At 62.6% G+C, this 13,015-nt stretch carries 13 protein-coding genes; 9 read left to right on the plus strand and 4 right to left on the minus strand.

Annotation, left to right across the window (positions count from 1 at the left end):
- Positions 1 to 53: 53 nt before the first annotated feature.
- The 9 genes from QMX89_RS03250 to QMX89_RS03290 all read left to right on the plus strand — a co-directional run bounded on the left by QMX89_RS03250 (position 54) and on the right by QMX89_RS03290 (position 7,817).
- Positions 54 to 1,061 carry a DUF481 domain-containing protein gene (locus QMX89_RS03250; protein ID WP_056845064.1) on the plus strand — a complete coding sequence of 336 codons (1,008 nt, stop codon included), beginning with the start codon at positions 54 to 56 and terminating at the stop codon, positions 1,059 to 1,061.
- 156 nt (positions 1,062 to 1,217) lie between these two features.
- Complete coding sequence (locus tag QMX89_RS03255) at positions 1,218 to 1,709, plus strand: FxsA family protein (protein ID WP_282346797.1); 492 nt, start codon at positions 1,218 to 1,220, stop codon at positions 1,707 to 1,709.
- A 248-nt stretch (positions 1,710 to 1,957) separates the two neighbouring features.
- Positions 1,958 to 2,251: a co-chaperone GroES gene (locus QMX89_RS03260; RefSeq protein WP_043186886.1), complete on the plus strand. Its 294-nt coding sequence runs from the start codon at positions 1,958 to 1,960 to the stop codon at positions 2,249 to 2,251.
- 45 nt (positions 2,252 to 2,296) lie between these two features.
- A complete protein-coding gene (groL, locus tag QMX89_RS03265) occupies positions 2,297 to 3,943 on the plus strand; it encodes a chaperonin GroEL (RefSeq protein ID WP_049860640.1) in 1,647 nt (548 codons plus the stop codon).
- 134 nt (positions 3,944 to 4,077) lie between these two features.
- The gene (colR, locus tag QMX89_RS03270; RefSeq protein WP_043186890.1) at positions 4,078 to 4,761 is read left to right on the plus strand and encodes a two-component system response regulator ColR; all 684 of its coding nucleotides are present in this window, start codon (positions 4,078 to 4,080) and stop codon (positions 4,759 to 4,761) included.
- A complete protein-coding gene (locus tag QMX89_RS03275; protein WP_282346801.1) occupies positions 4,751 to 6,040 on the plus strand; it encodes a HAMP domain-containing sensor histidine kinase in 1,290 nt (429 codons plus the stop codon). Before colR ends, QMX89_RS03275 begins: the two co-directional genes overlap by 11 nt.
- A gap of 147 nt (positions 6,041 to 6,187) precedes the next feature.
- Entirely contained in the window at positions 6,188 to 6,868 is a 681-nt protein-coding gene (locus tag QMX89_RS03280) for a class I SAM-dependent methyltransferase (protein ID WP_049860642.1), read from the plus strand.
- 20 nt (positions 6,869 to 6,888) lie between these two features.
- A complete protein-coding gene (locus QMX89_RS03285; protein WP_236707130.1) occupies positions 6,889 to 7,590 on the plus strand; it encodes a lipopolysaccharide kinase InaA family protein in 702 nt (233 codons plus the stop codon).
- A complete protein-coding gene (locus QMX89_RS03290) occupies positions 7,590 to 7,817 on the plus strand; it encodes a hypothetical protein (RefSeq protein ID WP_049860644.1) in 228 nt (75 codons plus the stop codon). Before QMX89_RS03285 ends, QMX89_RS03290 begins: the two co-directional genes overlap by 1 nt.
- Positions 7,818 to 7,837: 20 nt before the next feature.
- Here the strand turns inward: QMX89_RS03290 and QMX89_RS03295 are convergent, their stop codons facing one another.
- From QMX89_RS03295 to QMX89_RS03310, 4 genes are all read right to left on the minus strand, one after another.
- Entirely contained in the window at positions 7,838 to 8,947 is a 1,110-nt protein-coding gene (locus QMX89_RS03295) for a DUF1513 domain-containing protein (RefSeq protein ID WP_282346804.1), read from the minus strand.
- 2 nt (positions 8,948 to 8,949) lie between these two features.
- The gene (locus QMX89_RS03300; RefSeq protein ID WP_090356563.1) at positions 8,950 to 10,014 is read right to left on the minus strand and encodes an imelysin family protein; all 1,065 of its coding nucleotides are present in this window, start codon (positions 10,012 to 10,014) and stop codon (positions 8,950 to 8,952) included.
- Between the two features lie 25 nt (positions 10,015 to 10,039).
- The gene (locus tag QMX89_RS03305; RefSeq protein ID WP_282346807.1) at positions 10,040 to 11,467 is read right to left on the minus strand and encodes a di-heme oxidoredictase family protein; all 1,428 of its coding nucleotides are present in this window, start codon (positions 11,465 to 11,467) and stop codon (positions 10,040 to 10,042) included.
- A gap of 160 nt (positions 11,468 to 11,627) precedes the next feature.
- The gene (locus QMX89_RS03310) at positions 11,628 to 12,980 is read right to left on the minus strand and encodes an imelysin family protein (protein WP_049860648.1); all 1,353 of its coding nucleotides are present in this window, start codon (positions 12,978 to 12,980) and stop codon (positions 11,628 to 11,630) included.
- Positions 12,981 to 13,015: the final 35 nt, after the last annotated feature.

A 13,015-nucleotide genomic window follows, 5' to 3' on the forward strand; every position in this document is an offset into this window, starting at 1 on the left:
TCCTACCGAATAATGCCGCATTTCCTACACATCAGAGCCCCCAGAATCTGCCTATGTTGCCTAGAACCCTGCTGTGCCTTGCCCTGGCTTCCACTTCTACCGCGACCTTTGCCGATACGGTCTGGCTGAAAAACGGTGACCGCATTTCCGGCAAGATTACCGTGTTCGACGGTGGCAAGCTGATGATCAAGACCGAATACGGCGGCTCGATTCCGCTGGACTGGAAACAGATCAAGACCATGGAGAGCGATCAAGAGCTTCTGGTCAAGCAGGATGACTACATGGGCGAGAAACCCAAGTCGATCAAAGCCGCCGAGGATGGCAAGGTCATCCTGCAGAACGGTGAGGCGCCCAAGACCGTCGAACTGGCCAGCATCCAGCAGATCATCAAGCCCAAGCCCGTGGTCACCGACCTGCAGATCAAGGGCAATGTCGACATGGGCCTGGACTACAAGCGCGCCGAAACCGATACCGACGACTATAACGTCGCCTTCAAGACCACCGCCCGGCACGGCAAGTGGCGCCACATCGGCTCGGGCGAGTACAACCGCGAGTCCCAGGACAGCGTTGTCACCACCGACAATTTCGCCTTGGAATACTCCCTCGACCGCTTCTTCACCGATCAGTGGTTCTGGCAGGGGCGCCTGGATTACAAGCGCGACAAGATCGAAGACCTGGAGCGCCAGCGCACCATCGGTACCGGCCCTGGCTACCAGTTCTGGGATGACGAGCTCGGGGCGTTCTCGCTGGGCGGCCTGTTCAACCGCACCGACTTCCAATACGCCGACGGCGACAAAGACAACTTCTATTCCGTGGCCATGAAGTGGGACTACAACCGCTACCTGATCGGCAAGACGGTGGAGTTCTTCACCAACGGCGAACTCGGCAAGCCGATCAGCAACGTGGCCGATTACAGCCTGGATGCCGAAGTGGGCCTGCGCTACAAGGTTACCGAATGGGCATCGCTCAATCTCAAGGCCGAGAAGGACCTGGTCAGCGGCACCAGTGGCGCCGACCTCGACAGCACCCGTTACACGGCCGGTTTCGGCGTCGCCTGGTAACCTTGCAATACGCCGACACATGTCCGCCAGGCCGCGAGGGACGCGGGTTTTGCGGGCATGTGCGGTGCCATCGATTCGCCCCTGCCTTGAATTAACGATTTATTGACGTCATCTAGGGTCTACTGGAAGGCATTCTTCCGTAGAGGAAACCATTTGATGCGCGCTTTTCTATTGCTGTTCCTGTTGTTCCCCGTATTGGAACTGTACGTCTTCTTCAAGTTGAGCACTGCAATCGGGTTTTTCCCCGCGCTGTTGCTCATCATTGCCGGCTCGGTGCTGGGTGTATTGGTGATGCGCGTGGCCGGCCTGGCCACGGTTCTGCGCACCCGCGCCAGTCTGCAGCGGGGCGAGCTGCCTGCCGAGCAGATGTTCAATGGCCTGGTTACCGCAATGGGCGGTGTCCTGCTGATCGTGCCCGGCTTCATCACCGATGTGTTCGGCGTGCTGTGCCTGCTGCCCTTTACCCGGCATTTCCTGATCCGCAAGGTGCGTGAGCGGGCCCAGGCGCAGGCCATGCGCCAGCGCGCGTTCGCCGATGACATGCCACCCTCGGGTGGTTCGACCCAGGCCTATCGCGCCCACGTGATCGAAGGCGAGGTCATCGAAGGTGAAGTGGTCGGACGCGAAACAGGGCGTACCGATCGCTGAAAAATGCCTTGCAGCGTGTCGACGGCGCCTTCGGGCGCCGTTTCTTTTGGCCGTCGGCATGGAAATTTTTAACCCTGGCCCTTGTAATCCCGCGCGTCGACCTCATGTATGGGTCACCGCAAGGTTTGTGGCATCAGCGCCACACATGTTTCCGCGTCTTGCATTGCCAGACGCGACCGGTTACGCCGGAAGATCCACGCCGCCGGTACACACCGGCCGATGAAAACCATAATTAGGAGAGATCGACAATGAAGCTTCGCCCTCTGCATGACCGCGTCGTTATCCGTCGCAGCGAAGAAGAGTCCAAAACCGCTGGCGGTATCGTTCTGCCAGGTTCGGCCGCTGAAAAACCCAACCGTGGCGAAATCGTCGCAGTGGGCACCGGCAAGATCCTGGATAGCGGCGAAGTCCGCGCGCTGGCCGTCAAGGTGGGTGACAAGGTGGTCTTCGGCCCTTACTCGGGCAGCAACACCGTCAAGGTCGACGGTGAAGACCTGCTGGTGATGAGCGAGAACGAAATCCTCGCCGTCGTCGAAGGCTGATACCACTGAACGCCCGTTACTCCCCAGTATTCAAGGAAATCGATCATGGCTGCTAAAGAAGTTAAATTCGGCGACTCCGCCCGCAAGAAAATGCTCACTGGCGTCAACGTCCTGGCTGACGCGGTAAAAGCGACCCTGGGCCCGAAAGGCCGTAACGTGATCATCGAGAAAAGCTTCGGCGCCCCGACCATCACCAAGGACGGCGTTTCCGTTGCCAAGGAAATCGAGCTCGAAGACCGTTTCGAAAACATGGGCGCGCAGCTGGTCAAAGACGTTGCCTCCCGTGCCAACGATGACGCAGGCGACGGCACCACTACCGCTACCGTTCTGGCTCAAGCCATTGTCAACGAAGGCTACAAGGCCGTCGCTGCAGGCATGAACCCGATGGACCTCAAGCGCGGCATCGACAAAGCGACCATCGCCGTCGTTGCTGAGCTGAAAAACCTGTCCAAACCATGTGCCGATACCAAGGCTATCGCTCAGGTCGGCACCATCTCCGCCAACTCCGACAGCTCCATCGGCGACATCATTGCCGAAGCCATGGAAAAAGTCGGTAAAGAAGGCGTGATCACCGTTGAAGAAGGCACTGGCCTGGAAAACGAACTGTCGGTCGTAGAAGGCATGCAGTTCGACCGTGGCTACCTGTCGCCGTACTTCGTCAACAAGCCGGAAACCATGGTTGCCGAGCTGGACAGCCCGCTGATCCTGCTGGTCGACAAGAAAATCTCCAACATCCGCGAAATGCTGCCGGTGCTGGAAGCCGTTGCCAAGGCCGGCCGTCCGCTGCTGATCGTTTCCGAAGACGTCGAAGGCGAAGCCCTGGCGACTCTGGTCGTGAACAACATGCGCGGTATCGTCAAAGTCGCTGCCGTCAAGGCGCCTGGCTTCGGTGACCGTCGCAAGTCCATGCTGCAGGACATCGCCGTATTGACCGGCGGCACCGTCATCTCCGAAGAGATCGGCCTGAGCCTGGAAAGTGCCACCCTGGAGAACCTGGGCAGCGCCAAGCGCGTGACCATCTCCAAGGAAAACACCATCATCGTTGACGGTGCTGGCGTTGAAGGCGACATCCAGTCCCGTATCAACCAGATTCGTCAGCAGATTGGCGAAACTTCCTCGGACTACGACCGTGAAAAACTGCAGGAACGTCTGGCCAAGCTGTCTGGCGGCGTTGCAGTGATCAAGGTAGGCGCTGGTTCCGAAGTTGAAATGAAAGAGAAGAAAGCCCGCGTTGAAGACGCCCTGCACGCAACCCGCGCAGCCGTCGAAGAAGGTGTGGTTCCTGGCGGTGGCGTTGCGCTGATCCGTGCTCTGGAAGCGCTGACCAACCTGACCGGCGACAACGCCGACCAGAACGTCGGTATCGCTGTACTGCGTCGCGCAGTCGAAGCACCGCTGCGCCAGATCGCTGCCAACTCCGGCGACGAGCCAAGCGTTGTGGTCAACGAAGTCAAGAACGGCGCAGGTAACTACGGTTACAATGCTGCAACTGGCGTCTACGGCGACATGATCGAAATGGGTATCCTGGATCCTACCAAGGTGACCCGTTCGGCATTGCAGGCTGCAGCTTCCATCGGTGGTCTGATCCTGACGACCGAAGCAGCCATCGCTGACAAGCCGAAAGCCGAAGGCGCAGCTGGCGGCGGCATGCCAGACATGGGCGGCATGGGTGGCATGGGCGGCATGATGTAAGCGAGCCCTCGCGCTCTACCTGTTTACAGGTAAGAAAAACCCCGGCCAGTCATGGCCGGGGTTTTTTTATGCCTGCCCAGCCTATAAGCTGCGCGAGCCCCGTCGGGGCGACAGCAGCACTCGGAGATCTGCCCATGCGAATCCTATTGGTTGAAGACAACCGCGACATCCTGGCCAACCTGGCCGATTACCTGGGTATGAAGGGCTACACCGTCGACTGCGCCCAGGACGGTCTGTCCGGCCTGCACCTGGCGGCCACCGAACATTACGACCTGATCGTGCTCGACATCATGCTCCCGGGCATCGACGGCTATACGCTGTGCAAACGCCTGCGCGAGGATGCCCGACGCGATACGCCGGTGATCATGCTCACTGCACGCGATCAGCTCGATGACCGCCTGCAGGGCTTTCGTTCCGGTGCCGACGACTACCTGCTCAAGCCGTTCGCGCTGTCCGAGTTGGCGGCGCGCATCGAAGCGGTCCTGCGCCGTGCCCAGGGCGGTGGTCGTCGCTCGCTGCAGGTCGGCGATCTGATCTACGACCTCGACACCCTGGAAGTCACCCGCGAGGGCCGCCTGCTCAAGCTCAACCCGGTGGGCCTCAAGCTGCTCGCCGTGCTGATGCAGAAGAGCCCCCATGTGCTGCGCCGCGAAGTGCTGGAAGAAGCCCTGTGGGGCGATGACTGCCCCGACAGCGACAGCCTGCGCAGTCACGTCCACCAGTTGCGGCAGGTGATCGACAAACCGTTCGACAAGCCCCTGCTTCATACCGTGCATGGCGTGGGTTACCGCCTCGCCGAAGGCCGCGATGGAGTTTAAGCAGAGCCTCGCACAACGCATCATCATCGCCTTTGCCTTGATGAGCGCCCTGGTGGCGGGCGCTTTCGCGGTCGGTATCGTGGCCACCGTGCACCTGGTCGAGGAGCGGCTGATTTCCGCAGGCCTGGGCGGCGACCTGCAGCGCCTGCTGCTGATGGACAACGGCGCCGACTGGAGCCACCGCCCCGAACCCGACCAGTTGTTCTACTACGATGGAGGTCCCGGCGAATTCGAGCTGGCGCCGGACGTGAAACACTTGCCGGTCGGCTTCCACGAGGTGTTTCGCGACAAGCTGTCCTATCACGCGATGATCCAGGTGGTCGACGGGCGTCGCTACGCCCTGTTGCAGGACCAGAGCGATTTCGAAGAGCGTGAGCGCGTGCTGTTCGCCGTGGTACTGGTGGGTTTCGTTCTCAGCCTGGCCCTGGCGATCTTTCTCGGCTGGGTGCTGGCGCGCAAGGTCATGGCGCCCGTCGTGCGCCTGGCGCGTCAGGTCCGCCATCGTGATCAGATCCTCGGCATGGCGCCGCCCCTGGCGCCGGACTACACGGCCGACGAAGTCGGTGAGCTGGCCGTGGCGTTCGATGCCACCCTTGGCCGCCTGCGCGATGCACTGACCCGCGAGCGCCTGTTCACCAGCGACGTCAGCCATGAATTGCGCACGCCGCTGATGGTACTGGCCAGTTCCTGCGAACTGCTGCTGGAAAATCCGGCACTGCCCGAGCGATCGCGCGCCCAGGTACAGCGCATCGCGCGGGCCTGCGAGGACATGCGCGATCTGGTGCAGACTTTCCTGATGCTGGCGCGCGCTCAGCGCGATGACAGCGGCCGCGTGGCACCAGCCACCCTGGGGCAGGTCGCCGAAGACCTGATGACGCAGTGGCGACCGGCGATCGAAAAGAAGGGCCTGAGCCTGGAGTTCGTTGCTGGAACGCCTTTGGCGCAGACCTACAACGGTACCTTTCTACACGCCGTGATGGGTAACTTGTTGCGCAACGCGCTGCATTACACCGACCAAGGCTTCATCCGCCTGACGCTCGACGCAACCAGCTTCCATGTGGAAGACAGCGGCGTGGGCATTCCCGAGGCTCAGCGAGAGGCCATGTTCCAGCCGTTCGTGCGCGGCCCTGAAAAGCGCGGAGAGGGGCTGGGCCTGGGGTTGTCGCTGGTTCAGCGCATCTGCGAAGACCAGGGCTGGCAGGTTCAGTTGGAGCCTGTCGAACCGCACGGCTGTCGCTTCACCATTGAACTTGGATTGGGCAAACAAGCATTGGCTTGATGCTTGCTTCCAACTGCCGCGTGCCATTACTGTAGGAAATATCCTGTATCACCTAGGAAATTTCTGACAAATTTTTCACAGTGACATGACCTGGCCATGACGGTTGGATGAATAAGGTGTGCGCCATCTGTCCTAGAGGCGTGCCCCATGTCCGATCCCGTCAAGTTGGAATTTTCCGAGAAGTATGACCGCGCCCACGCGCAAAAATATTTTGATAAACACCGCAACAGTTTTGCTCGACGCATGTCACACAGGCGCGACGAGCAACTGGCGCGCAAGGCACTCGCGCTGGTCGGCGAGCCCGGCCTGGTGCTGGACCTGCCATGTGGTGCCGGTCGCTTCTGGCCGCTGCTGGCCGAGAAGCACAACCGCGTGATCATCGGTGCGGACAATTCGGCGGCGATGGTCGAAACGGCGTGCGCCTCGCAACCCAAGGAGATCGTGGAGCGGGTTCAGCCGTTGCAGACCTCGGCGTTCGATATTGCGCTGCCGGACAATTCGGTAGACAGCATCTTTTGCATGAGGTTGCTGCACCACATCGGTGAAGCCGAACACCGCCTGACCATTCTCAGGCAGTTTCACCGGGTAACCCGTGACAGCGTGGTGTTGTCGCTGTGGGTCGACGGCAACTTCAAGGCCTGGAAGCGTGAGCGGGCCGAACAGCGTCGACGTCTGCGCAACGATCAGGACGAGTATCAGAACCGCTTCGTGTTGCCTGCGGCAACCGTGGAAGCGGAGTTCATCCAGGCCGGTTTCCGTATTCAGGAGCGCCTGGACTTTTTGCCGATGTACGCCATGTGGCGAGTATATGTTCTACGTAAGGGGTAAGCAGGATGGCGGTTGAGGGCATGACGGCAGGCACGGCAAGCGGCAAGGCCGGCTTCGATCACTACTGGCGGCAGCAGGGCGCGTGGGTGGAGGAGCCCAACGTGCGCCGTGGCGGCGAAAGCGGCGTGCAACGCCTGTTCGCGGCCGACGGGCAGATGATCTACGTCAAACGTCAGGTCGGACACATCTATCGCAGCTGGCTGCACCCGTTCGGTCGTCCCACGGTATTGCGCGAACGCGATGCGTTGACCGCGCTCTACCAACTGGACGTCAACGTGCCGAAGATGATCTTCTGTGGCACCCAGCGCGACGAGAACAACGAGTGGCAAGCACTGCTGGTGACGAAGTCGCTGGACGGTTTCGAAGAGTTCGAGCATTGGTTGCAGGGCGGCGGTCGCGAGCGTCATGGCGAAGCAGTCTACGAACAGGTCCTGCAGAGCCTGGCGACCAACCTGGCGCGCATGCACCGCGGACGCTGGCAACACAGCTGTATCTACATCAAGCACGTATTCGTCCGGGTCACGGGCGAAGGTAGCAATGCGCGCGGTGAAGTGGCGCTGCTGGACCTGGAGAAGTGCCGTCAACGCATGACCGCTCAGCAGGCGGCCTCACACGACATGAAGCAGCTGCGTCGCCATTCGTCGTTCAGTGATCCGGACTGGCGCAAGCTGATCTACCTTTATGAGGCGGCATTCGGCAGCTCCATCAAAGGTTTACAGTGATGAAACTAGAAATCGCACGAGGTTTGTTTCTGGTGGCGGCGCTAGGCGTGGCCACCGCGGCGGTAGCAGCGTGGGAACAACCGCGCTCGGCCATCCTCAGCGCTGCCCACGGCGAGGGCAACTGTCCGTTGCCGCGCTCCCAGAAGGCGCAGATGGCCGTCACTCCGGACAAGGATTTCATCCTGTTCATGCTTGGCCTGAGCCAGGGCGTACGCACTCAGGGGTAAGGCACCCAGCTCACCTGCATTCAAGCCACGTTCAGGTGCAGGTACAGGTGATTGTCCCAAAGCCCCGACGGCAGTTGCAGCGGCGCTCCCACCAGCTGTGGAGCGCGGCAGTCGTAGTAGCGGCAGCGGCCTTGCCCCGAGGTCACCACGAAACCATCTTCCACGGCACCGACGCCCGCGCAATCGGGCAAGGTGCCGTCGTGCTTCACCGCACCGCTGTCCATGTCCCAGATGAAGAAACGGTTGGCCCTGGGCGCGGTGAGTGCCACCAGGCGCAGTTCGCTGTGTACTGCGACGCTGGCGGTGTAGTGCCCCATCGACTGCAATTGTTCCAGCGAAACAGGGAAGGCCTGAAAGGCCTGGCCCGGTCGCTTGACGGCCAGCAGCGGGGCGCTCTCGTGGCTCGGGCCCATGAACTGCTGACAGGCGAACACGGTATCGTCGGCACTGATCGCCAGATGCCGCACGCTGTTCATCGGCTGCTCCAGGCATTCCTTGCTCAGCAGCGAGCCATCGCGGCGCATCATCACCAGGCTGGGCTGCATGGCGTCCAGATTCATCTCGACCCGGCTTTCGGCTTCGGTGCGGATGCCACCGTTGGCCACCACTAGGGTTTCGCCGTCCGTCATCCATGACACCTGATGCGGGCCGATACCGTGGGTGGACAACTCGCCGCTGTGCACCAGGCGCCCGTCGACGAAGCGATAGACACCCAGCACGCCACGGCCTGGATCGGTGGTGTCGTTCTCGGTGGCATACAACCATTCGCCGTCCTTGTGAATCACGGCGTGGCCATAGAAGTGCCGGTCAGGGCGCGATTCCAGGGTTTGCAGCAGCGCCCCATCGCGCAGGTCGATCAGGTAACTCTGAGTGCCGGGACGACGCGCGACGAAGAGGGCCACCGGCAAAGTCGGGTGGTCGACGATGTCATGACAGCGTTGGCCGACCTGGGTGGAGAACACCTCACGGCCGTCCAGCCGATAACCCACGGCGAAGTGCCCGCCATCGGCATCGTCCCGGGCCGACAGCAACAGCGGTTCACGCTGTGCGTGCCTGGACAGTGTCCAATTGCCCAGAGTCAGGGCCTTGAGCAGCACTTGGGTCAGCTTCTGCGCCGAGCGTGCGATCATCGTCAGTCACCGTCGTTGGCATTGAAGCCCAGCTGGATGTTCAGGGCGCGGGCCAACTCGCCTTCGTGCAGGCGGTGGACCACGTTGAGGCTGTCGTAGAGGGTGTTGAGAAACTGTTTGCCAGCATCGTCGCCAAGCAGGTCGCCCAGGCTGCGCGTGTTGCTGTCGAGCAGCTTCATGGACGTGGCGTAGGCCGCATCGATCTTGTCGGCCAAGGCTTTCTGGTCGCTGGGTAGCAGGCCGCGCAGGCCCTTGTTGTCGACGCCGACCCAGACGGTCTGCGCGGCCGCCAGACTGGCACGCACGCTGTGTATCGACTGGGCGCTTCGCCAGGCTTCGGCCTGGTAGGGTTGGGCGATGCCCTTGGTGAGGCGGCCCATGGGCGCGCCGAGCTTCTTCTTCAGGGTGTCGAGTGCGGTGACCTGGGCCCGCAGGACGTCGGCGATGGCCTCGTGGGAATCGGCGTAGCGCTGGTTGGGAAACTTGGTCATCTGCGCAAGCATGCCGTCGGCGCTGTTCCAACTGGCGAGAATCTCTTCGGCCAGTGCTTTCTGGTGCTCGCCGATGGCAGTGAGCAGCGGGCAATAGCGAGCCTTCTGCGCGGCATCGGCAATTTCCGGCTTGCTGTCGAAAAGGATGTACTCGTACGCCGACAGGCCCTGCACCACCACGCTGGCCTTGGCCAGGCTCTGTGCATCGATGGGTTGCTCGGCGTTGGCGAGCTGCTCGACCTGGCGCCCGACCAGGTTTTTCTTGTCCGGCCAGAACTGCACCGACCAGGCTTTGTTGCCTTCAGCCAGCGGGCCGATCAGCAAGGGTTGCAGTTCGGCCCAGGCTTTTTGCGCCTTGAGGAAATCAGCGCGCGCGGCGTCCAGTGGCTGGGAGCCCTGGCAGAACGCCAGGGCGCTGGCGGCCAGTTGCCGATCGGCTTCTACCCAACGGCTGTAGGTCGGCAGGATGACCTGCTTGGCGATGGCGGCGCTGGTGACGGCTTGCTGGTCTTGGGGCGAGCAGGCGCCCAGTGCCAGGGCGGCGAGGCCGGTGAAGAGCAGCTTGGGACGGAACATGTAGGCTCCTGAAACGTGTAGTCATCTAGAGAGAGTTCAAGAACGCCAGCAGCGCAGCGCGCTGCTGGTCGTCGAATTGCAATACCTGCTGTTTGGCCGCTTCGGCCTCGCCGCCATGCCACAGCACGGCTTCGAGCAGGTTGCGCGCACGGCCGTCGTGAAGGAACTGGCTGTGCCCGCTGACCGTTTCGCTCAAGCCGATGCCCCACAGCGGCGGCGTCCGCCAGTCCTGTGCGCCGGCCTTGAACTCGCTGCGTCCGTCGGCAAGGCCGGGGCCCATGTCGTGCAGCAGCAGATCGGTATAGGGGCGAATCGTCTGGTTGCGCAACTCCGGTTCCGCGGCGTCGCTGGCCGTCGTGTATTGCGCCACATGGCAACCCTGACAGCCAGCCTGGTAGAACAGATTCTTGCCGGCCAGCACCTGCGCGGAGTCGACGTCGCGCCGCGCCGGTACGCCCAGGTTGCGGGTGTAGAACAGCACCAGGCGCAGAATGTTATCACTGACTTCGGGTTCGCCGCCCGGGCCATTGCCATTGATCGCCCCGCGGCAGGCGGTTTGCGCCGCCGTGCACTCATCGAACGGACGCAGCGAAGTGGTCAGCCCCATGTCGCCGGAGAAGGCATGCACATTCTGCTGATTCAGGTTGGGCTGCCCGGCTTTCCAGCCGAAGCGGCCGAGCACGGTACGGTTCTGGGCATCGTCCCATACCTGATTGGGTCGGCCCTTGATCGGGCCGGCGCTCTCGGCCTGGTGGCGGGCATTGGCCAGGATGTCCTGCTCGCTGATCGCTTCGAGCAGGCCCAGACCGATCATCGGTGGCGCGATCCGCGCGGAGAAGCGTGTCTCGGGATGCAGATCGCCGTAGCCCAGTTGGCTGATCTGCAACTGCGGCTTGCGCAGTTCGATCTGGGTTCCGTCCTTGAAGCGCACCGGCACGCTCTGGTAGGTCACCCGCACCTTGCCTTCAGGGGCGTGACCGGGGATGGCCATGTCCTGCAATTGCGTGCCATAGACGGGTTCGGGCACCACGCCCAGGCGCTCGATCTCGCGCAGGTAGTTCGGGCTGTCGGGCAGCGACAGGCGTACCAGCATCGACACGGCACTCAGCGCGTCGTCCTCGGGCGGGTGGCCGCGACCGTCCTTGATGTGGCAGTTCTGGCAGGCATTGGTGTTGAACAGCGGCCCCAGGCCGTCGCGCGCGGTGGTGGTGGATGGCGCGATGACCCACGGGCTGCGGAAGAAACTGTTGCCCACGCTGAAATCCAGGCGCCGGACCGGTGACAGATTGGCCGAAGGCATGGAGTAGGCGTTGACGTCGAATTTGCGCACCGTGGCCTGGCCCGCGCTGTTCGCTTCGCCAGGTTCGGCCTGGGTGAAGCGCGGGGCGTCGTCGCACCCGCCCAGGCCGCAGGCCAGAAGCAGAGAGACGAAGCAGGGCAGGGCTGTGCGCATGGTCTGGAAGCTGTGGGAATCGGTTGAATAGTTGGCGATGGGGCTGTGAAAGCCTGGCGGGCAGCGGACTCGCCGCCCGCTTCGCCTGTACGGGCTTTCGAGCCTTGGGTGAACGGGCTGCACCGGACGCGCGAGTGCCTGTCGGTGCAGCCCGGATCGATCAGAACTCGTGGTCGGCGGTGTCCGGGTTGAGATCGGTAATACCCAGTTTGCCGGCGGCCTGCTCGATAGCGCCGGTCTGCTTGACCAGGGCGGCGATGGCATCGCGCACCACTTGCTGGCCGGCGGCGTTATCGCTGCTGATCAGTTGGTCGAAGTGCTCGCCCTTGTTGGCGCGGTCGACGATGGCCTGCATCTTGGCTTCGGTGTCGGCCAGGTCGGCCTTCAACGCGGTATCGGTGGCCGGGTCGGCCTTGGCCACCAGCGAGGACAGGCTTGCACCGGTCAGCTTGGTGCCGTCGGTACGGGTGTACTCGCCCAGGTAGACGTTGCGGATACCCTTGGCGTTGTAGAACGCCGAGTTGTGCGTGTTGTCGCTGAAGCAGTCGTGCTCGTCTTCCGGCGAGTTGGCTTCCAGGGCGACCTTCATGCGCTCGCCGGCCAATTCGCCGAGGGACAGGCTGCCCATGCCGAAGAGCATCTTGCGCAGGCCGCTGTCGACCGGCTCGCCCACCAGGGTGGCGCGGTAGTTGTCGGCGACATTGGGTTTCCAGTTGGCGAGCATCTCTTCGAGGTCGCTGACCAGCAGGTCGGTAACGGCCTTGAGGTAGGCACGACGACGGTCGTTGTGGCCACCGGTGGCACCGGCGCCTTCCAGGTAGTCGGACGCTGGACGGTTGCCGGCGCCTGGGCCGGTACCGTTGAGGTCCTGGCCCCAGAGCAGGAATTCGATGGCGTGGTAGCCGGTAGCGACGTTGGCTTCCGAACCACCGAGCTCGTTCAGGCTGGCGAGCTTCTCGGGCGTGATGTCGCTGACGTCGACCTTGTCTTCACCGACCTGGATGATTTTGTTGGCGATGATGTTGGCGGTAGCGCCGGGGTTGCCCAGGGCGTGCTCGTAGCTCTTGTCGGTGTAGTCGATCAGGCCTTCGTCCAGGGGCCAGGCGTTGACCTGACCTTCCCAGTCATCGATCAAGGTATTGCCGAAACGAAAGGTCTCGGTCTGCAGGTACGAAGGACGCGAGGCAACCCAGGCATCGCGCGCAGCTTTCAAGGTGGCGTCGCTGGGCGCGGCAAGGAAGGCGTCGACGGCTTTCTGCAATGCCTGAGCAGTTGTCAGGGCATCTTCGAACGTGGCGTGCACGATGTCGGCGTAGTGGGCGACCACGGCCTTGGCCGCGGCCTCGTCGAGGGTGCCGGAAGCCGTGGGCACCGCAGCCGGGGCCGCCGGCGCGGAGGCGGCCGGGGCTGGGGTCTGGGCGGCGGTGGTGGTTTGCTTGTCCTTGCTGTCGCAGCCGGCAAGAGCGATGGCGATGGCCAGCAGACTGGCGGTGGCCAGGGGCGTACGAATCATGGCGAAATCCTGCGTCAAGAGTGGCGAGCGGGCGC

This window comes from Pseudomonas sp. PS01301 (assembly GCF_029960215.1).
Taxonomy (GTDB): domain Bacteria; phylum Pseudomonadota; class Gammaproteobacteria; order Pseudomonadales; family Pseudomonadaceae; genus Aquipseudomonas; species Aquipseudomonas coleopterorum.

Excerpts from the sequence above, each read along its gene's own strand:
- QMX89_RS03250 (WP_056845064.1), top strand. The coding sequence starts at position 54 with ATGTTGCCTAGAACCCTGCTGTGCCTTGCCCTGGCTTCCACTTCTACC.
- QMX89_RS03255 (WP_282346797.1), top strand. The coding sequence starts at position 1,218 with ATGCGCGCTTTTCTATTGCTGTTCCTGTTGTTCCCCGTATTGGAACTG.
- QMX89_RS03260 (WP_043186886.1), top strand. The coding sequence starts at position 1,958 with ATGAAGCTTCGCCCTCTGCATGACCGCGTCGTTATCCGTCGCAGCGAA.
- groL (WP_049860640.1), top strand. The coding sequence starts at position 2,297 with ATGGCTGCTAAAGAAGTTAAATTCGGCGACTCCGCCCGCAAGAAAATG.
- colR (WP_043186890.1), top strand. The coding sequence starts at position 4,078 with ATGCGAATCCTATTGGTTGAAGACAACCGCGACATCCTGGCCAACCTG.
- QMX89_RS03275 (WP_282346801.1), top strand. The coding sequence starts at position 4,751 with ATGGAGTTTAAGCAGAGCCTCGCACAACGCATCATCATCGCCTTTGCC.
- QMX89_RS03280 (WP_049860642.1), top strand. The coding sequence starts at position 6,188 with ATGTCCGATCCCGTCAAGTTGGAATTTTCCGAGAAGTATGACCGCGCC.
- QMX89_RS03285 (WP_236707130.1), top strand. The coding sequence starts at position 6,889 with ATGACGGCAGGCACGGCAAGCGGCAAGGCCGGCTTCGATCACTACTGG.
- QMX89_RS03290 (WP_049860644.1), top strand. The coding sequence starts at position 7,590 with ATGAAACTAGAAATCGCACGAGGTTTGTTTCTGGTGGCGGCGCTAGGC.
- QMX89_RS03295 (WP_282346804.1), bottom strand. The coding sequence starts at position 8,947 with ATGATCGCACGCTCGGCGCAGAAGCTGACCCAAGTGCTGCTCAAGGCC.
- QMX89_RS03300 (WP_090356563.1), bottom strand. The coding sequence starts at position 10,014 with ATGTTCCGTCCCAAGCTGCTCTTCACCGGCCTCGCCGCCCTGGCACTG.
- QMX89_RS03305 (WP_282346807.1), bottom strand. The coding sequence starts at position 11,467 with ATGCGCACAGCCCTGCCCTGCTTCGTCTCTCTGCTTCTGGCCTGCGGC.
- QMX89_RS03310 (WP_049860648.1), bottom strand. The coding sequence starts at position 12,980 with ATGATTCGTACGCCCCTGGCCACCGCCAGTCTGCTGGCCATCGCCATC.